Raw genomic sequence first — 18607 nt, 5'->3', positions numbered from 1 at the left:
CACGCGGTTCGGGCCCGCGGACGGCCCGTGAGAGGATCTCTCGGCCTGTCCGGGCCCCAGAACATCGTGCAAGGAGCGTCGTGACCCTTCCCGTCCCCGACCTGCCGGCCGGCGACGGACCGTCCTCCGGCGTGATCGGTGGGCGCGGCCTCGCCTCGGTCGGCGTCGCCTCGATCGTCGCCGCCGGGGCGGGCTACGTCGTCCTCCTCGTGGTCGCTCGGCACCTCAGCCCGGCCGTGAACGCCGACTTCCTCGTGTATTGGGCGCTCCTGTTCGGGGGCTTCGGGATACTCGGGGGCGTGCAGCAGGAGGCGACGCGGTCGGTCGGCACCGCGGAGCGGCTCGGCACGGCGCGCACCGGTGCACGGGTGCTGCCCTGGTCTATCGTGATCGGCGCGGGGGCCGCCCTGGTGGCGTTCGCGCTCGCGCCCTGGTGGCGACCCCTGCTGCTTGGCCAGAACAGCTCGACGGCAATCGTCGCCGTGCTCGCGCTGGCCAGCGTCGCGTACTCCGGACACCTCGCGATGGTCGGGACGCTGTCGGGGGAGCGACGGTGGACCGCGTCGTCCGTGCTCATCGGCGGCGAGTCCGCGCTCCGCCTGGTGTTCGTCTGCGCCGCGGTCCTGCTCGGCGCCCGGCTGGTCGGCGTCGAGGTCGCGGCGGCGGCCTCGGCGGCGGTCTGGCTGCTCGCGATCCCGTTCTCGGCCGTCCTGCGCCGGGCGGCCCGCGCGCGCGGCGACGGAGCGGTGCGCGCCATGGTGCCGCGGGTGCTGCAGGCGATGCTGGCCTCGGCTGCCGCAGCGGCGCTCGTCGTGGGTTTCCCCGCCTTGCTGCGGGCGACGACGAGCGAGGCGCAATGGGCCGACGCCGCACCGCTCGTGCTCGCGATCAGCCTGACGCGGGCGCCGCTGCTCCTGCCCCTGAACGCCTACCAGGGTGTGGCGATCAGCTACTTCCTCGACCCTCACCGCAGCCGCGCACGCGCGCTGGTTCGGATCATCCTGATCATCGTCGCGGTCGGACTCGTCGGTGCCGTCGTCGCCGCGCTGATCGGCCCCTGGCTCATGACGATCTTCGGACCGAAGTACGCGGTGAGCGGCCTGCTGCTCGGTGCCCTGACGCTCGCATCCGCCGCGCTTGCCGTCCTGACCCTCACCGGCTCGGGCGTCCTCGCGCTCGGACGGCACTTCTGGTACGCCGCGGGCTGGTTCGTCGCCACCGTGGTCTCGATCGCGATCCTGCTCACCGACCTGCCCCTCGACGAGCGCGCGGTGCTGGCGCTCGCCATCGGGCCGGTGGTCGGGGTCGGCGTGCACCTGTTCGCCCTGCGGAGCTCCCGTCAGGTGGTCGAGCCCGCCTGAGCCTCAGGCGGTGCGTCGACTCTCGGCGAGCGCGGCCATGGTCTCCTCGAGCGAGAAGCGGGGACGCCAACCCGTGTCGGTATGCAGGCGCGTGACGTCGGCGACGAAGACCGGGGTGTCTACCGCGCGGACCCGTGCCGGGTCGACGACGACCTCGGCAGTCCCACCGAACGCGACGACGAGCGCGTCGAGCAGCTCGCGCATCGTCACCGGCACGCCGCTGGCGACGTTGTAGACGGCGCCCGCCGTGCCGCGCTCCATGAGGGCGAGGTAGGCCTCGACGACGTCACGCACGTCCAGGTAGTCGCGGGCGACGTCGAGTGATCCCACCCGCAGGGTCGTCGCGCCGGACGCCAGCTGCGACGCCCAGTCCGACAACGCGTAGGCGCCGACGTGCCCCGGTCCGGTGTGCTGGAAGGCGCGCGTGACCACGACCTCGGTGCCGGTCGCGGTCGACCACTGCCGCGCGATGGCCTCCGAGGCGACCTTGGACGAGCCGTACGCGGTCAGCGGGACGAGCGGGTCGTCCTCGCGGACCGGGCGGGCCCCCTCGGGTGGGCGACCGTAGGCGAAGGCCGAGCTGGCGACGAGCACACGCTCGACGCCGCCGACCGCCGCGACGGCCTCGAGGACGGCGACGGTGCCGAGCGTGTTCGTCCGGTAGAGCGCCATGACGTCGGGGGTCGTGATCGTGTCGACGACGGCCGCGAGGTGGAAGACGTGCGTTGGCCGGAAGGCCCCCACAACCCGCGTCAGGCCGGCGACGTCGTCGATCTCGACGGTGCGCTCCTGGACGCCGTCGATCCCGGTCGAGCGCAACCGGACGATGCCCGCGACGTCCCAGCCCCGCGCGAGCAGGAGCGACACGAGGTGCTTGCCGGCGAAGCCGCTCGCACCCGTAACGAGTGCGCGTCGGGTCACCGTGCCTCCAGGGCGTTCTCGACCACGTCGACGACGCGGTCCCAGGTGTACATGCTGGTGATGCGCTTCAGCCCGGCCTCGCCCATCGCGGTCGCCAGGGCCTTGTCGCCGAGGATCGTGGCCAGGCGCGCCCCGGTCGTGGCGCTGTCGGTCGGGTCGACCAGGTAGCCGCTGATGCCGTCCTCGACGTCCTCGCCTGTCACGCCGGAGCGCACGACGGGGGTGCCGCAGGCCAGGGCCTCCTTGACCGGCAGCGACATCGTGGTCGCACCGGAGACTGCCGACGTCCCGGTCTGCAGCAGCACGTCCGCCACGGAGTAGAGCCGGGGCAGGTCGGCGAACGGCAGGAAGCCGAGGTAGGTGACCTTGTCGGCGATGCCCAGGATCGCAGCCCGGGCCATCAGGCGATCGAGCTCGGGCGGGTCCTCGCGGGTGCTGGTGATCGCGAGCCGGGCCTCCGGGACCGCGCGGGCGGCCACGGCGAACGCCTCGATGGCGAGATCGGTGCGCTTGATCGGCGAGAAGTCGGTCGAGTGCACGACGAGCGGTCCGTCGCCGAGGCGGTCGCGCAGCTCTCGGGTCTCGTCCGCTGAGTACGGCTTGAAGAAGTCGGTGTCGACGCCCGCGTACGTGCACACGGCGTCGTCGCGGCCGTAGGCCAGCCTCAGCTGCTTGGCCGTCGCCTCGTTGAGCGTCAGCAGCGCGTCGGCCGCCTCGATGCCCCGGCGGTCCACGTTGCCGTAGGCGGTCCGCAGGAACGCCAGCAGCGCCTGCTTCCCTTTCGGGTACATGCCGATGACCTCAGCGTCGTGGAAGAACGGGAACGGCTCGAAGCACAGGCTCACGTGCCGCAGGCCGTGCTCCGTGGCCGCCTTCGCCGCGATGTCCGGCATCGGGAAGAAGCTCGACACGATCGCGCTCGCGCCCGCCGCAGCCGCGGTGACGGCCTTGCGGTCGCGGGCCAGGTAGGCCGGGAACGCGCCCCAGTACGCCATCGACATCGACGTGGCTCCACCGATCTCGCGCAGCGGCACGCCCGCGTCCGCGTAGCGCTCGCGCCACAGTGGGGACGCGCCCTCGACCATCACCTCGACGGGACGACGCTCGTTGAGCCGACGCGTCACCTCGAATATGAACTTGGTGCCCCCGGCCGGCAGCAGGAAGTGGCTGTGCAGCCACAGGACCGGCTTGCGCGCCTCAGGCACGACCGAAGAAGGTGCGGAAGCCCTGCACGATGTGGTCGAGGTGACCCTGCGTGAGGTTGGGGTGGTTGCCGACGAACAGACCGCGCTCGCCCACGCGGGTGGCGCCGGCCAGGCTGCCCACAGTGCGGTGCGGGTTGTCCCGGAACGCCGGCTGGACCGCGAGGTTGCCGGCCACGATCGGACGCGTGGCGATCTTGCGCGCCTCGAGGTGGTCGCTGAGCGCCTTGCGCGTCTGGGCGTCCTTGCACATCACCGTGAAGCCGAACCACGTCGAGCGCGCGCCGGCCTGCTCGGTGACGAAGTCGATCTCGTCGGAGAGGTCCGCGAGGGCGTCGAGCAGGTAGGTCGCGTTCGCGCGGCGCTGGTCGTTGAACTCCTCGAGCCGCTTGAGCTGCACGAGCCCGAACGCGGCCTGCAGCTCCATCGGGCGCAGGTTGTAGCCGATGTGCACGAACAGGAAGCGTGGGTCGATCCACGGGTTCGCCGACTCGATCTCGTCGCGGTCGATCATGTCGCGCGTCCAGCCGTGCGCGCGGATCGATCGGGCGAGGTCCGCCATGCGGTCGTCGTCGGTGACGAGCATGCCGCCCTCGATCGTCGTGATGTGGTGCGAGAAGTAGAACGAGTACGCGCCCAAGTCACCGAACGTCCCGACCTGGCGGCCACCGATCGAGCTGCCCAGGGACTCGCACGTGTCCTCGACCACCCAGAGGTCGTGCTTGCGCGCGAACTCCATGAGCGGCTCCATGTCCACGGGGTTCCCGAGGAGGTGCACCGGCATGACCGCGCGGGTCTTGCTCGAGAATGCCTTCTCCAGGTCCTCGGGGCGCAGGTTCAGCGTCTCGGGGTCCACGTCGACCAGGACCGGCACGCAGCCGTGCTGGATGATCGGCGCGAGCGTGGTCGACCAGGTCACTGCGGGGACGATGATCTCGTCGCCGGGGCGCAGGTTGCCCGGCAGCGTCGGGCTGGAGAGCACGGCGAGCGCGAGCAGGTTCGCGGACGAGCCGCTGTTGACCATGATCGCGTGCTTCGACCCGACGTACTCGGCGAAGGCGTGCTCGAACTCGCGGACGCGGCGGCCCATGGTGACGTTCTGGGTCAGCAGCGCGTCCAGCGCGCCGTTGACCTCGTCGGCCCCGTACAGCGGCACCGACAGGGGGCACTCCTCGGCGGCGATCGGCGGCATCAGCTCGAAGTGCTCACGGACGAGAGCGTCGATCTGGTCCCGGATCTCCTGCCGGCGACCGGGGGTGCCGGTCTCGGTGAGAAGCGTTGCGGACGCGGTGCTCGAGATATCAGACACGGTGGGACCCTACGTGAGTTGGAACGGTGTGCAAGGAGGCGCTGCGGTCGCGCGAGGTCACGAGCGCGAGGTGCGACGGTGCTCGTCGTACCACTCGACCGTGGAGCGAATACCGTCGTCGACGGTGATGGACGGTTCCCAGCCGAGACCAAGCAGTCGGCTCACGTCGAGCAGCTTGCGCGGAGACCCGTCGGCCTTGCTGGTGTCCCAGTCGACCTCGCCGGTGTAGCCGACGGCCTCGGCGACCATCTCGGAGATCTGCTTGATCGAGTGGTCGATGCCCGTCCCGACGTTGATCGTCGACGCGTCGTCGTAGTTGTCGAGTAGGAAGGCGATCGCCGAGGCGAGGTCGTCGACGTGCAGGAACTCGCGCAGTGGGGTGCCGCTGCCCCAGTTGGTGACCTTCTCGGTACCTGACTCGCGGGCCTCGACGAACCGGCGGATCAGGGCGGGAAGGACGTGCGAACCCGCCTGGGAGAAGTTGTCGCCCGGGCCGTACAGGTTGGTCGGCATCGCGGAGACCCAGTGCAGGCCGTACTCGCGACGGACCGACTGGACCTGCATGATCCCGGCGATCTTCGCGATCGCGTAGGCCTCGTTGGTGGGCTCGAGGTGGCCCGTCAGGAGGTACTCCTCCTTGATGGGCTGCGGTGCCAGCTTGGGGTAGATGCACGACGAGCCGAGGAACAGGAGCCTGTCGACCCCGGCCTCCAGGGCGGCGTCCATGACGTTGACCTGGATGCGCAGGTTCTCTGAGAGGAACTCCGCCGGGTAGGTGTCGTTGGCCAGGATGCCGCCCACCCGGGCCGCCGCCAGGACGACCGTGGTCGGCTTGACCTCGTCGAACATGCGGCGCGTGGCGTCGCGGTCGCGCAGGTCGACCTCGGAGCTCGTCCGGCCGACGAGGTTGGTCCAGCCGTCCTGGTCCAGACGGCGCCAGATCGCGGATCCGGCCAGGCCGCGGTGGCCGGCGACGTACGTCGTGCCGGTCTTATCAGCCAACATGCGCGGTGTCTCCCTCTCGTGCTTCGATGCGGCGCGCCTTCGCCGAGACAGCTGTGGCCGCCCGGCCCGCCGCCCAGCGGACGGGGACCTCCCACAGCGGGGCGACGGCGCGCATCACGCGGGGCAGGTGGCGCCGCTTGACGGCCTCCGACTCCGCGCTCGACGCGCGACGGTTCGACACCGTCAACGAGTCCGGGTGCCACCGGAAGGCCGACACCGTCGTCCGGGTCGGTGCGAACGGGCCGGTACTGCGCAGCCGCAGGAACATGTCCAGGTCCATCGCGTACTTGAGCTTGGGGTCGAACAGCCCGACCGAGTGCATGGCGTCGAGCCGGATCATCGAGCCCGGGTGGGGGATCAGGTCCGGGCCCCACGGCAGGAGCCACCGGGCCGCGCGACCCGCCCGCGACGTGCCGATGGTGCGGCCTGCCGGGTCGATGTAGTCGCACGCACCGAACGCGACCGTCGCCTTGGGGCGGGCGATCAGCAGGTCGCGCAGGGTGCGCAGCCCGCCTGGGCGGAACAGGTCGTCGTCGCCCATCCAGGCGTAGAACTCCTCGCCTTCCGCGGCGAGCACCCCGGCGTTGATCGCGTCGGAGATACCCGAGCGCGGGTCGCCGACGATCGTCGCGCCGAAGCGCTCTGCCAGGGCGCGAGCGGCGTCGGCGCCGTCGGGCAGGACCACGACCAGGCGAAGCGGGACGTCCTGCCGCTGGGCCTCGATGGTGCCGAGGGTCTCCTCGAGAGACTCCAGGCGGTCACCGAGAGTGGGCAGGACGACCAGGATCGAACGTTCGGTCATGCCCACTTCACCGTGTCGATCCAGGGCCGGCCGGCGTGCGAGAGCGCTTCGACGTCCGCGTCGACCATGATCCGGGCCAGCTCCGGCGTGTGCACCTTGGGCACCCAGCCGAGCAGGTCCTTGGCCTTGGAGGCGTCGCCGATCAGGGCGTCGACCTCGGTGGGGCGCAGGTAGCGCTCGTCGAACTTGACGTACTTCTCCCAGTCGAGCCCGACCTGCTCGAAGGAGATCCGCAGGAAGTCCTTGACCGTGTAGTCGGACCCGGTCGCGACGACGTAGTCGGTGGGCTCGTCGTGCTGCAGCATGCGCCACATGGCGTCGACGTACTCGGGCGCGTAGCCCCAGTCGCGCACCGAGTCCAGGTTGCCCATGTACAGGGAGTTCTGCTGGCCGGCCGCGATCCGCGCGACGGCGCGCGTGATCTTGCGGGTGACGAACGTCTCGCCGCGGCGGGGCGACTCGTGGTTGAACAGGATGCCGTTGACGGCGAACATGCCGTAGCCCTCGCGGTAGTTCCGCGTGACCCAGTACGCGTAGACCTTCGCCGCGCCGTACGGCGAACGCGGGTAGAAGATCGTGTCCTCGTTCTGAGGCGGCGGCGTCGCGCCGAACATCTCGGAGCTGGACGCCTGGTAGTACCGGCACTCCAGGCCGATCATCCGGATCGCCTCGAGGAGGCGGATCGCGCCGAGACCGGTCGAGTCACCGGTGTACTCCGGCTCGTCGAACGACACGCGCACGTGCGACTGCGCCGCGAGGTTGTAGACCTCCTGCGGGCGGATGCTGTCCAGCAGCGTCGCCAGGCGCGATCCGTCGGAAAGGTCTCCGTAGTGCAGGAACAGCCGCGTGTTCTGCTCGTGGACGTCCTGGTAGAGGTGGTCGATGCGGCTCGTGTTGAACGTCGACGAACGACGGATCAGGCCATGCACCTCGTACCCCTTGGCGAGCAGCAGTTCTGCGAGGTAGCTGCCGTCCTGCCCCGTGATGCCCGTGATGAACGCGCGCCGTGCCGTCTCGCCCGTACCTACCGTCACCGATGTCACCTTTCATGATCGTCGCCACGGACGTCGGTCCGGTGGCCGCAGAAAGCCTACCCGGCCCGGTGCCTTCCTTCGGGCGGTGCGCCGTCCTTGCCGTCCGAATCGGTAGGATCGCTCGTTCATGGCCCCGACAGGAACAGGTTGATGTGCTCCGCCTGATGCATTCCACCCAGACCTACGCGTGGGGATCGACATCGGCGATCCCCGACCTGCTCCGGGTCGAACCGGACGGGCTGCCGTGGGCCGAGGCGTGGTTCGGCGCGCACAGCTCGGCCCCGGCCCTGTGCGCCACGGAGGCGGGCCCGGTGCCGCTGGACGAGCTCATCGCCGCCGATCGCGATTCCACGCTCGGCGTCGATGTCGTCGCGCGGTTCGGCAGCTCGCTGCCGTACCTGCTCAAGCTCATCGCGGCGGAACGGCCCCTCTCGCTGCAGGTGCACCCCCACGTCGCGCGGGCCACTGCGGGTCATGACGAGGAGAACCTGGCCGGCATCCCGATCGACGCGCCGCACCGCAACTACCGTGACCGGAACCACAAGCCCGAGCTGGTGTTCGCGCTCACGACGTTCGAGGCGCTCTGCGGGTTCCGGGCACCGCGTCGGGCCGCCGAGCTGCTGCTGGGGCTCGACTCGGACCTGGCCCGCGAGCTGCACGCGGTGCTGGCTGCGGAACCGTCGCCAGTGGGGATCAAGGCCGCGTTCCGCAAGCTGCTCGAACCGGCCACGCGACCCGACGTCGCCGCGCTCGCCGAGCTGGCGGACGCGTGCGCCCGGCGGCTGGCAGAGGGCTCACCCTCGCCGCGCGCGGACCGGATCGTCGTGGCCCTGCACCGCTCGCACCCCGGCGACCCGGGCGTCGCGACGTCGCTCCTGCTCAACCCGGTCACGCTGCGCGCGGGCGACGCGATGTTCGTCCCGGCCGGCGGGGTGCACGCCTACCTGTCCGGGCTCGCCGTCGAGATCATGGCCAGCTCGGACAACGTGCTGCGTGCCGGCCTGACGGCCAAGCACGTCGACGTGCCCGAGCTGCTGCGCAACGTCGACTACGTCGCGGCGCCGCCCATCCGCATCGCACCGGAGATCTTCCACGGCGCGACCCAGGTGTTCTATGCGCCGGTCGACGACTTCGAGCTCTCGGTGACCGAGATCTCTGACGCCGACGCGCACCCGCTGCCCGGGCGTGGCCCGCGCATCCTGCTCTGCCTCGCCGGCGACCTGACGGTGGCCACGAGCGGCGACGGCACCCTCACCCTCGCGCAGGGGCAGGCCGCGTTCGTGCCGGCTAGCGACGGCACGCTCGAGGTCACCGGCCTGGGCACGCTCGTCCAGGCCGACGTCCCCTGACGGTCAGCGCTCCGCGGCCAGCAGGCCAAGCAGGTAGGTGCCGTACCCGGACTTGACCAGGCCGTGGGCGCGATCGGCGAGCTCGTCGTCACTGAGGAACCCCTGGCGCCAGGCCACCTCTTCGGGTGCGCCGATCTTGAGCCCCTGCCGGTGCTCGATCGTGCGCACGTAGTCCGAGGCCTCGAGCAACGAGTCGAACGTGCCGGTGTCCAGCCACGCCGTGCCGCGGGGCAGGACGTCCACCTGAAGGCGCCCCTGTGTCAGGTACTCCCGGTTGACGTCGGTGATCTCGTACTCACCGCGGGCCGACGGCAACAGGTCGCGGGCGATCGCGAGCACGTCGTTGTCGTAGAAGTACAGCCCCGGGACCGCGAAGGAGCTCTTCGGCTTCTCCGGCTTCTCCTCGAGGGACAGGGCGCGGCCCTTGTCGTCGAACTCGACGACGCCGTAGCTCGTCGGGTCCGCCACCCGGTATGCGAAGACCGCGCCACCGTCGATGTCGGCGAACCGCTTGAGCCGCCCGCCGAGGCCGGGTCCGTAGAAGATGTTGTCGCCGAGCACCAGGGCGACGCTGTCGGTGCCGACGAACTCGGCACCCAGCACGAACGCCTGGGCGAGCCCGTTGGGCTCCGCCTGCACCGCATAGGTGATGTGGATGCCGAACTGCGAACCGTCACCCAGCAGCCGCCGGAACTGCTCCACGTCGTGCGGGGTCGTGATGACCAGCACGTCCTGGATCCCGGCGAGGATCAGGGTGGACAAGGGGTAGTAGATCATCGGCTTGTCGTAGACGGGGACGAGCTGCTTGCTGACACCGAGCGTGATCGGGTGCAGCCGAGTGCCCGAGCCGCCCGCCAGGATGATTCCGCGCATGGCCCCCATCCTTCCCTACGACGAGACCGCGGGGCTCCCGGTGTGACCAGCCCCTCGGACGTCCGGGGGATCGGGTGAGGTCCGAAGCTAGGGTGTCGACATGCCGCGCGCCCTCATCACGGGAATCACGGGCCAGGACGGCTTGTACCTGGCCGAGCTGCTCCTGTCCAAGGGCTACGAGGTCTTCGGTCTCGTTCGCGGACACGGGAACCCGAAGCGCCTGCTTGCCGAGTCGGCGGTGCCGGGGGCGAGGCTCCTCACGGGTGACCTGCGCGACCTGTCGTCGCTGCTGCGTGCTCTGGAGGTCGCCCAGCCCAGCGAGCTGTACAACCTGGCCGCCATGTCGTCCGTGGCCTACTCCTGGGACAACGCCCGTGCCACCTCGGAGGTCACGGGACTCGGCGTGCTGAACATCCTCGAGGCCATCCGCCTGTACTCCCGCGACGACCCGGCCCAGGTCCGCTTCTACCAGGCGTCGAGCTCGGAGATGTTCGGCAAGGCCACGGAGGTGCCGCAGCGGGAGTCGACGCTGCTGTGGCCTCGCTCGCCCTACGGCGTCGCCAAGGTCTTCGCCCACTACATGACGATCAACTACCGCGAGTCCTACGGCATGCACGCCTCGTCGGGCATCCTGTTCAACCACGAGTCGCCGCGCCGTGGACCGGAGTTCGTGACGCGCAAGATCTCGATCGCCGTGGCTCGTATCGCGTTGGGCCTGCAGCAGGAGATCGTGCTCGGCAACCTCGACGCCAAGCGCGACTGGGGCTTCGCCGGCGACTACGTCGACGCGATGTGGCGCATGCTGCAGCAGGACGAGGCCGACGACTACGTCGTCGCGACGGGGGAGACCCACTCGATCGGCGAGCTCCTCGACCTCGCCTTCCAGGCCGTCGGTATCGACGACTGGTCGCGCCACGTCACGCAGGACCCGGCGTTCCTGCGTCCGGCAGAGGTCGACACCGTGGTCGGCGACCCGTCCAAGGCGAACAGGGTGCTGGGCTGGAAACGACAGGTCGACTTTCCCGGGCTGGTGAACCTCATGGTCGCGCACGACCTCGAGGAGCAGCGTCGACTCGCGAGGGTGTAGCGGCCGGGTAGTCTCGGGGAGCCTCACGGCGGCCACGCCGAGCTGCGGGCGACGTGGCGACAGGACGGTCATGAAGATCTTCATCCAGGTTCCCTGCCTCAACGAGGAGACGACGCTCCCTGCCGTCCTCGAGTCGATCCCGGCCGTGATCGAGGGGGCCGACGAGGTCGAGATCCTCGTGATCGACGACGGCTCCACCGACCGCACGGTCGAGGTCGCGCGTGCCCTGGGCGTCACGCACTTCGTGCACCACGCCCGCAACATGGGCCTCGCGCGCTCGTTCCGCGACGGCGTCGACTACGCGTTGGCGCACGGCGCGGACATCGTCGTGAACACGGACGGCGACAACCAGTACCCGCAGGACCGCATCCCGGACCTGGTGCGCCCGATCGTCGAGGGCCGCGCGGACATCGTCATCGCCGACCGGCAGACCTCGACCATCGCGCACTTCTCGCGGTTCAAGAAGCTCATGCAGCGGGTGGGCAGCCGCGTGGTCAACGGCGCCGCGGACACGGACCTGCCCGACGCGGCGAGCGGCTTCCGCGCGTACTCGCGGGCGTCGCTGCTCCGGCTGAACATCGTCACCGACTTCAGCTACACCATGGAGACGATCATCCAGGCCGGCCACAAGCGGCTGCGGATCGAGAGCGTCCCCGTCGAGACGAACGCCGAGACCCGCGAGTCGCGGCTCTTCACGTCGATCTACCACCACATGTTCAAGTCGGCGTCGGCGATCGTGCGCAGCTACCTGATGTTCAAGCCGTACGTCATCTTCGCGACGTTCACCGTCGTGTTCGGGCTGCTCGCGCTGATCCCGTTCGTGCGCTTCGCCGTGCTGTGGATCTCCTCCGACGGCCAGGGCGGGCACGTCCAGTCCCTGATCTTCGGGTCGATCATGGCGGTCGCCGCGCTGCTGTCGCTGTCGCTCGGCGTGCTCTCCGACCTGCAGCGCGTGAACCGGGTGCTGCTCGAGGACCAGCTCGAGCGCATCAAGGAGCTGCAGTATCGCCGTTGACGGGGGTCAGCGTGCCGTCCTCGTCGATCGTCGCCACCCAGAGCTCAGACTCCGTCTCGTCGGCGCGATAGGGCAGGTTCTGCAGGCGCTCGCGCCACGACGTGATCGTCGTCGTGCGCAGCGGGTCGGGGACGATGCCGTCCGGCCAGGCGACCGACCGGGGCACGAACGTGACCACCTTGACGTCCTGACCGCCCCACGCCTGGCGGATGGCCTGCAGGTCCGTCCTCGACAGGAACTCGAACGACCGGACGACCTCGACGTCGCACACCGTGCGCAGCGTGGCCAGGTACGGCGGTGCCGCGTTGGTGGACTGCACGTAGACGACGGGGTCGTCGCCGATCGCGGCGCAGGCGGTGTGCAGCTCGGGGAGCCGTCCGTCCTGCTCGACCGACACGATGTCCGGCCCCCAGGTGAGGGCGGGGAAGACGGCGACGACGACCGCGCCGACCACCGCGCACATGCGCAGGAACTGGGACCGCATGGACCAGAGCGCGTCGAGCGTCACGGCTGCGGCGATCAGGAACCCGGGGATCGTCACCGGCAGGAACCGCCGCATCGCCCAGATCTGGTCGGGGGTGATGTTCACGGCCCACAGGTAGAGTAGCGACGGCGCCACGACGACGCCGAACACGAGCGCGAGCCGGGGGTCGCGTCGGGCCACGACGCGGTGCAGGACGATCGCCAGGCCGACGGCCGCCAGGACGACCATGGGCCACCCGTAGTACCAGGCGTGCCACGACAGCGACGACTCGTCATAGCTGCGGGTGGAGTCGATCGCCATGTGGGCGTTCTCCTGCAGCGTCTGGACGTGGTGGGAGTAGCCCGTGTGGGCGGGCACGTTGTGGTTGACCATCCACAGCGGGCGGCTCGCGAAGAAGACGGCCACGACGCCGACGACGGCGGCCCCGGCGCCCGCGAGCCCCTGCTTGTGCGCGAGCACCCAGCGGCGTGCAGGATCGAGCCGCGCGAAGAGGCCGAGCGCGACGACGACCACCACGGCCAGGACGAGCACGCCGATGAGCGAGGTGAACTGCTCGTAGTGCTCGAACAGGTACTCCTCGCTGTAGAGGCGCAGGTCGAGATAGCCGAGCAGGACCATCGACAGCGCGGCACCGGCGACGAGCCCGAGGGCGACGAGCTGGCGCCGCCGGGTGCGCGGCGGGACGGCGGCGGCGGCGGTCAGCCCGATCCCGGCGACCAGACCGACTACGGACGCGGCGCCGTCGATGCGGACCAGGGCGGTCGCACCGATCATCGCGCCGGCGATCGCGTAGCGGGGAGACGACCGCGTCTCGATCGCCGACCACGCCATGGTCAGCCCACCGAAGAGCAGTGCCATCGCGAGCGGCTCGGTGTACGCGGCGCGCGAGAAGACGACCATCGGCATGGACAGCGCGAGGGCGACGACCGGGACCAGCGCGAGCGCGGGGCGGACCATCCGGCGCGCCAGGGCGAAGACGGCCAGCAGGCCGACCGCACCGATCACGAGGTTGGCGCGCATGACCGCCGGCTCGCCGCCGGCCCAGCCGGCCAGGCCGAGCATCCCGGGCAGCAGCTTCGCGCCCTGCACCTGCAGCGTGCCGCCCACCTGGTCGTACGCACCCGTCGCCGCGGACAGCCCCGGGATCACGTGCTGGACGCTCGCGGCCGTGCCGATCGGGATGTCGGGGGAGGCGTGGCCGGTGAGCCAGAGGCCCTCGAGGGTGAGGAAGCCGGGGTCGCGCCAGACGGTGATGAACGTCGACGCGAACGGGATGTTGAGGCCCAGCCACACGACGGCCGCACCGAGCGCGGCGCAGGACGCGACGAGGTGCGCGCGTGTCGCGGGGAGCGCCGCGGGCGTGAAGCGCCACGTCGCGACGATCACGACGGCGAGCAGGGGGAGCACGACGTAGGGCCGGAACTGGGAGACGAGGACGCAGACCGAGACGACCAGCGCCGTCCAGAACAGGAGCATGACGATCCGGTCGGGCAGGCCGACGACCACCCGGGCCCAGCGGGCGGGCTCCGGCGGAACGGGCGCGGGCGGGCTCGCGAGCCGTTGCGGCTCGGCGGTGCTCGTGCTCGAAACGTTCACGTACGGGGTCTCGTCTCTCGTCGGCGGCTCGGCACCCGCGACCCTATCGGCGCTGTCTGTGGGCTCATTGATCATCGCCGAGCGGTCGGCTCGGTGCTCGCCGAGCCAGGACCGTGCGGTGCCGCTTCTCGGCGAGCACCGCCGCCCCGGCGGACAGGAAGTCGCCGGCGATCATGAGCGCGCGGCTGACCAGCGCGAGCGCGAGCGCGGTGGACCGGTCCATGACGGGGGCCAGGGCGAGCACGAGGGCGGCCTCGCGCGCACCCGCGCCGGCCGGCAGGAACACGATCACGAACCCGACCACCCAGGCGAGCGCGTACGCGCCCGTGGTCAGCAGGCCGAGGTTGGCCGCCGAGACGCCCGAGCCGGCCGCGAGCAGCCACAGGTGCGCCCCGAACGCGACCCACATGACCAGCGCCCACGCAGCGGACCGCAGCAGGGTCGCGCCGGAGATCTCGTCCCCGCCGGGGCGGCGCAGCACCCGACGCGCGAGTGCCATGACCCGGTTGAACACCGCCGGGACCAGCATGACGATGCCCGCGACGGCGACGAAGAGGAGCCACCAGTACGCGCGGACGGCGTCGGCCGACGCGATCGACAGGGTCGACCCGGCGACGGCGATGCCGACGACGAGCCCGACCACCAGCTGCGTCAGAGCGGCGGACGCGGCCCGGCTGCGCGGGACGCCGTACTCCGTCGACAGCTCCGCCTGCGCGAGGACCGGCCACACGCTCCCGGGGATGTACTTGCCCAGCTGGCTCAGGAAGAACACGCGCGCGGCGGCGGGGACCGGCAGGTGCGACCCGAGGCCGGTCAGGACCGCACGCCAGGACAGGGCCGCGGCCACCAGCCCGACGAGCACGAACCCGAGCGAGGCGGCGATGCTGGCCGCGTCGAGCCGCCGGACCGCGTCGACGATCTCGGACCACTGCCCGACGACGAAGACGACGACGAACCCGACGACGAGCGCGACGGCCGCCGCCTTGACCCACCACGCGCGGGTCCGGCGAGGGGTCGGGGTCGGCTGCACCCGACGATCGTAGGGGCGGCGGAACGGGCACCCGTGCCGCCGGTACTGTCCGGTCCATGTCCAGCGTGCTCTTCGTGACGAGGAAGTTCCCGCCGTCGGTCGGCGGGATGGAGACCCTCGCGGCCGACGTCTGGCACGCGCTGGACGGCCACGACGCACGGCTCGTCGCGCACGGCGGGTCGAACCGCGCCCTGCCGCTGTTCCTCGTGCGGGCGGTGCTCGCGACGAGACGCGCCCGGCGGGACGTCGACCTGGTGCTCGCGGGGGACGTGCTGATGTTCCTGGCCCTGCGCCCGTTCGTCCGGACCGGGCGGCTGCGGCTGTCATCCATGGCGATGGGCAAGGACGTCGTGTGGTCGCCGCGCCCGTACCAGTGGCTCGTGCGACGGTGGCTGCCGGACGCGCACCAGGTGGTCGCGATCAGCCAGGCGACGGCGGCCGCGACGCTCGACGCGGGTGTCCCGCGGGATCGTGTCGAGGTGGTCCGCCTCGGCGTCGAGGTCCCCCCGGCGACCGACCGGGCCACGGCCCGCCGCGAGCTGCACGCGAGGCTCGGGGTCGACCCCGGGACGGTCGTGATCGCGACGCTCGGCCGGCTGGTCCGCCGCAAGGGTGTGGCGTGGTTCATCCGCGAGGTGCTCCCCGGGCTGCCCGAGGGGTGCGTCTACGTCGTCGCCGGCGACGGCGAGGACCGGGCGGACGTGGTCGCGGCCCGTGCCGCGCTCGCGGATCCGCACCGGGTCCGGCTCCTCGGGCGCGTGGACGACGCGGGGCGCGAGCTCCTGCTGCGCGGCTGCGACCTGTTCGCCCAGCCCAACATCCCGGTCGACGGCGACATGGAGGGCTTCGGGCTCGTCGCTGTCGAGGCGGGCATGCGCGGACCCCTGGTCGTCGTCTCGGACCTCGAGGGCCTGCGGGACGCGGTCGTCGACGGCGAGACCGGCATCGTCGTGGCGGCGCAGGACGCGGACGCGTGGGTGCGCGAGATCGGCGCGCTCGTCGAGGGGGACCGGCTGGAGCCGTTGGCCGAGTCGTTCGCGAGCCGGTGCCGCGACCTGTACAGCCGGGACCGGATGGGTGCCGAGCTCCGGCGGCTGATCGGCGTCTCCTAGGAGACGGTGATGCGCTCCGACGCCACCAGGCGGGCCGCGCGGTCGGGGTCCGCCGCCAGGGCGTGCGCGAGGGCGTCGTCGACGAGGACGACCGACCCGCCCCGGGCGAGGACGCCCAGGACGCGGGCGACGTCCTGCGCGGACGTGCGACCGGGCCCGGCCGCGACCAGCACACGCTCGCCGGCCCCCTCGGGCTGACCGTCCAGCGCCCACGCGACGAGCTCGCCGTGCGTCGGACCGGGGTCGAGGGCCGGGTCGGAGGGCGCCGGCGTGGGCGCCCAGCCGATGACGTCGCCGTAGGTCATGACGGCCGCGGCCGCGTCGATCGCACCGGGGGGCAGGTCGCCCGCGAAGCGCCGGGCGAGCGCCGGCAGGCTGACCGCGACGAGCTGGGCACCGTCGGCGTGCTCGCCGGGGGAGTCCGTCACGACGACCTCGGCGCCCGTGCCACCCGGCAGGACCACGCACCCGCCCGCGCGCCACACGGCGAGCTGCCAGACGACCGTGCGCCAGTGCGTCGGCAGGTCGAGCAGCACCCGCGTCCCGGGCTCGACGTCGAGCTCCTCGACCAGCAGGTTCGTGGACTTCGAGACCCAGTTCTCCAGCACGGCTCCGGACAGCTCGACCCGGTCTCCGTCGGCCGCGTACCAGGTGATCCTGGGCCGACCGGGTTCGCGGGTGAGCAGGGCGAGAAGGTCGGCGATGGTCGTCGGAGGCACGCCGCAACCCTACGGCGACACGCCCGGAGGGCCGGAATCGCCGAAGTTCACCCGGCAGAACCGGGCAAATACCACCTGCCCGCTTGACCAACGCGAACGACACGCGTGTAATTCCATAGAACGGATTCAATCGAGACATCAGTTCGTCACATCCGTTGGTCGTACCCGGCACGACGAGTCCATCCACACAGCAGTTCCATCCGCAGCAGCACCCAGCACCACACAGAACACCGCACGGAGGCACGCATGTGGAACCTGCTCGACAACGACGAGATCTTCCCGTCGGACGCACGGAAGGCTGCACAGACGCAGGCCTCCAACGTGCTGCCGATCTTCGGTGCCCTCGAGGACGAGGGACCCATGGGATGGCAGGAGCGCGCGCTGTGCGCTCAGACCGACCCGGAGGCGTTCTTCCCTGAGAAGGGCGGCTCGACGCGCGAGGCCAAGAAGGTCTGCACCGGGTGCGACGTCCGTTCCGAGTGCCTCGAGTACGCACTGCAGAACGACGAGCGCTTCGGCATCTGGGGCGGCCTGTCCGAGCGGGAGCGGCGCAAGCTCAAGCGGCGTGTCGTCTGACCTTCACAGGTCGTCGGCGCGTGTCGCTCCCGGGCTCACGCAGGCGCTGCCGCACGATGTTCCGAGCATGACTGACACGCTCCAGCCCGTGGACGTCCCCACGGCGACCTCCTCGACACCGGTGACGACGCCGGTGTCGGCCGTCGTCGTCACCCACGGCCGCACCCCGTACCTCGAGACGACCCTGACCGCGCTCGCGGCTCAGACGCGTCGTCCGCTGCGCGTCTTCCTGGTCGATGTCGCCCAGGTTCCCGACGAGGCGGTCGAACCGGCGTTCCGGCGCATCTTCGGCGCCGTGGTGGACTCGCCCACGCCAGCGCTCCACCTGGTGCACGCCCCCGGCGCGCGCACCTTCGGGCACGCCGTGCGTCGCGCGCTCGCGAGCGAGGTCGGGCCCACGACGAACTGGCTGTGGCTCCTGCACGACGACAGCGCACCCGCCGAGACCGCGCTCGCCGAGCTGTTCCGCGCGGTCGGTCGCGCACCGTCGGTCGCCGTCGCGGGCGTCAAGCAGCGCACCTGGACGGACCCCGAGCGGCTCCTCGAGGTCGGTCTGCGGACGTCGCGGTCCGGCCGTCGGATGACCGACGTCGAGCCGGGCGAGCTCGACCAGGGCCAGCACGACGGTCGCGACGACGTGCTCGGGGTCGGCCTGGCCGGCGCCCTGGTGCGTCGCGACGTCTGGGACGACCTGCGCGGCACCGACCCTCTGCTCGGACCCTTCGGGGACGGCTTCGACCTCTCGCGGCGGGCCCGCCTGGCGGGGCACCGCGTGATCGTGGTGCCGACGGCCGTGGTGCGGCACGCACAGGCCGGCTACCTCGGGCTGCGCACCACCGACGGGGCCGGCGCGATCAGCGTGCCGACCGACCTCGACGGGGACGGCGAGGACGACGCCGCCGACCCACGCCGCTCGTTCGACGCGCGCCGCCGGGCGCTCGTGCACAGCCGGCTCGTCTCGGCGCCCGTGCTGCTCGTGCCCGTCGTGGCGATCCTCGCGCTGGTCGGGGCCGTGGTCCGGTCGCTGTGGCAGCTGGCCGCGAAGCAGCCCGGGCTCGCCGTCGACGAGCTGCGCTCGGCCCTGGTCGCCGTGGCCCGGCCGGCCGGCGTGGTCCGGGCCCGCGCCCGCGCC

17 protein-coding genes are annotated in these 18607 nt (G+C 71.4%); 7 read left to right on the top strand and 10 right to left on the bottom strand.

The features are described from left to right. Nucleotides 1–80 precede the first annotated feature (80 nt). Nucleotides 81–1361, top strand: coding sequence for a hypothetical protein (locus AC1DUE_RS16750; protein WP_477040548.1), 1281 nt, complete (start codon nt 81–83; stop codon nt 1359–1361). 3 nt (nt 1362–1364) lie between these two features. Here the strand turns inward: AC1DUE_RS16750 and AC1DUE_RS16745 are convergent, their stop codons facing one another. From AC1DUE_RS16745 to gmd, 6 genes are read right to left on the bottom strand one after another with little or no spacing between them, the layout of a single operon-like run. Beyond that, nucleotides 1365–2282, bottom strand: a complete 918-nt coding sequence (locus AC1DUE_RS16745; RefSeq protein WP_477040547.1) for an NAD-dependent epimerase/dehydratase family protein — start codon at nt 2280–2282, stop codon at nt 1365–1367. Continuing rightward, entirely contained in the window at nt 2279–3487 is a 1209-nt protein-coding gene (locus AC1DUE_RS16740; protein WP_477040546.1) for a glycosyltransferase family 4 protein, read from the bottom strand. Before AC1DUE_RS16740 ends, AC1DUE_RS16745 begins: the two co-directional genes overlap by 4 nt. Continuing rightward, complete coding sequence (locus AC1DUE_RS16735) at nt 3480–4793, bottom strand: DegT/DnrJ/EryC1/StrS family aminotransferase (RefSeq protein WP_477040545.1); 1314 nt, start codon at nt 4791–4793, stop codon at nt 3480–3482. Before AC1DUE_RS16735 ends, AC1DUE_RS16740 begins: the two co-directional genes overlap by 8 nt. Before the next feature lie 57 nt (nt 4794–4850). Then, entirely contained in the window at nt 4851–5798 is a 948-nt protein-coding gene (locus AC1DUE_RS16730) for a GDP-L-fucose synthase family protein (RefSeq protein ID WP_477040544.1), read from the bottom strand. After that, entirely contained in the window at nt 5788–6600 is an 813-nt protein-coding gene (locus AC1DUE_RS16725; protein ID WP_477040543.1) for a glycosyltransferase, read from the bottom strand. The genes AC1DUE_RS16730 and AC1DUE_RS16725 overlap by 11 nt, the downstream gene beginning before the upstream one ends. Beyond that, on the bottom strand, nt 6597–7634 hold the full coding sequence (gene gmd, locus AC1DUE_RS16720; RefSeq protein ID WP_477040542.1) for a GDP-mannose 4,6-dehydratase: 1038 nt from the start codon (nt 7632–7634) through the stop codon (nt 6597–6599). Before gmd ends, AC1DUE_RS16725 begins: the two co-directional genes overlap by 4 nt. Before the next feature lie 164 nt (nt 7635–7798). Here gmd and manA point away from each other — a divergent pair, with 164 nt between their 5' ends. Next, entirely contained in the window at nt 7799–8983 is a 1185-nt protein-coding gene (manA, locus tag AC1DUE_RS16715; protein WP_477040541.1) for a mannose-6-phosphate isomerase, class I, read from the top strand. A gap of 3 nt (nt 8984–8986) precedes the next feature. Here the strand turns inward: manA and rfbA are convergent, their stop codons facing one another. Next, entirely contained in the window at nt 8987–9856 is an 870-nt protein-coding gene (rfbA, locus tag AC1DUE_RS16710; RefSeq protein ID WP_477040540.1) for a glucose-1-phosphate thymidylyltransferase RfbA, read from the bottom strand. 100 nt (nt 9857–9956) lie between these two features. On the opposite strand from rfbA, the gene AC1DUE_RS16705 reads away from it, so the two are divergent. Both AC1DUE_RS16705 and AC1DUE_RS16700 read left to right on the top strand, forming a co-directional pair. Further along, on the top strand, nt 9957–10943 hold the full coding sequence (locus tag AC1DUE_RS16705; RefSeq protein WP_477040539.1) for a GDP-mannose 4,6-dehydratase: 987 nt from the start codon (nt 9957–9959) through the stop codon (nt 10941–10943). A gap of 70 nt (nt 10944–11013) precedes the next feature. Then, entirely contained in the window at nt 11014–11958 is a 945-nt protein-coding gene (locus AC1DUE_RS16700) for a glycosyltransferase family 2 protein (RefSeq protein ID WP_477040538.1), read from the top strand. Here the strand turns inward: AC1DUE_RS16700 and AC1DUE_RS16695 are convergent. Next, the gene (locus tag AC1DUE_RS16695) at nt 11933–14038 is read right to left on the bottom strand and encodes a hypothetical protein (protein WP_477040537.1); all 2106 of its coding nucleotides are present in this window, start codon (nt 14036–14038) and stop codon (nt 11933–11935) included. The genes AC1DUE_RS16700 and AC1DUE_RS16695 overlap by 26 nt on opposite strands. Before the next feature lie 64 nt (nt 14039–14102). Then, on the bottom strand, nt 14103–15068 hold the full coding sequence (locus AC1DUE_RS16690) for a lysylphosphatidylglycerol synthase transmembrane domain-containing protein (protein ID WP_477040536.1): 966 nt from the start codon (nt 15066–15068) through the stop codon (nt 14103–14105). A 56-nt stretch (nt 15069–15124) separates the two neighbouring features. On the opposite strand from AC1DUE_RS16690, the gene AC1DUE_RS16685 reads away from it, so the two are divergent. Beyond that, nucleotides 15125–16180 carry a glycosyltransferase family 4 protein gene (locus AC1DUE_RS16685; protein ID WP_477040535.1) on the top strand — a complete coding sequence of 352 codons (1056 nt, stop codon included), beginning with the start codon at nt 15125–15127 and terminating at the stop codon, nt 16178–16180. On the opposite strand, the gene AC1DUE_RS16680 is transcribed toward AC1DUE_RS16685, so the two are convergent. After that, the gene (locus AC1DUE_RS16680) at nt 16177–16899 is read right to left on the bottom strand and encodes a TIGR03089 family protein (protein WP_477040534.1); all 723 of its coding nucleotides are present in this window, start codon (nt 16897–16899) and stop codon (nt 16177–16179) included. The genes AC1DUE_RS16685 and AC1DUE_RS16680 overlap by 4 nt on opposite strands. 246 nt (nt 16900–17145) lie before the next feature. On the opposite strand from AC1DUE_RS16680, the gene AC1DUE_RS16675 reads away from it, so the two are divergent. Together AC1DUE_RS16675 and AC1DUE_RS16670 are read left to right on the top strand one after the other, a co-directional pair. Next, nucleotides 17146–17475: a WhiB family transcriptional regulator gene (locus AC1DUE_RS16675; protein ID WP_028050199.1), complete on the top strand. Its 330-nt coding sequence runs from the start codon at nt 17146–17148 to the stop codon at nt 17473–17475. Between the two features lie 67 nt (nt 17476–17542). Beyond that, the coding region (locus tag AC1DUE_RS16670) for a glycosyltransferase family 2 protein (protein WP_477040533.1) at nt 17543–18607 on the top strand (1065 nt) is incomplete at its 3' end.

The sequence above is a fragment of the Cellulomonas sp. P4_A2 genome (assembly GCF_056402515.1).
Note: the sequence above shows the minus strand (reverse complement) of the source record. Positions and strands in the feature narration are given on the sequence as shown.

Excerpts from the sequence above, each read along its gene's own strand:
- AC1DUE_RS16725 (WP_477040543.1), bottom strand. The coding sequence starts at position 6,600 with ATGACCGAACGTTCGATCCTGGTCGTCCTGCCCACTCTCGGTGACCGC.
- AC1DUE_RS16730 (WP_477040544.1), bottom strand. The coding sequence starts at position 5,798 with ATGTTGGCTGATAAGACCGGCACGACGTACGTCGCCGGCCACCGCGGC.
- rfbA (WP_477040540.1), bottom strand. The coding sequence starts at position 9,856 with ATGCGCGGAATCATCCTGGCGGGCGGCTCGGGCACTCGGCTGCACCCG.
- AC1DUE_RS16700 (WP_477040538.1), top strand. The coding sequence starts at position 11,014 with ATGAAGATCTTCATCCAGGTTCCCTGCCTCAACGAGGAGACGACGCTC.
- AC1DUE_RS16675 (WP_028050199.1), top strand. The coding sequence starts at position 17,146 with ATGTGGAACCTGCTCGACAACGACGAGATCTTCCCGTCGGACGCACGG.
- AC1DUE_RS16685 (WP_477040535.1), top strand. The coding sequence starts at position 15,125 with ATGTCCAGCGTGCTCTTCGTGACGAGGAAGTTCCCGCCGTCGGTCGGC.
- manA (WP_477040541.1), top strand. The coding sequence starts at position 7,799 with ATGCATTCCACCCAGACCTACGCGTGGGGATCGACATCGGCGATCCCC.
- AC1DUE_RS16705 (WP_477040539.1), top strand. The coding sequence starts at position 9,957 with ATGCCGCGCGCCCTCATCACGGGAATCACGGGCCAGGACGGCTTGTAC.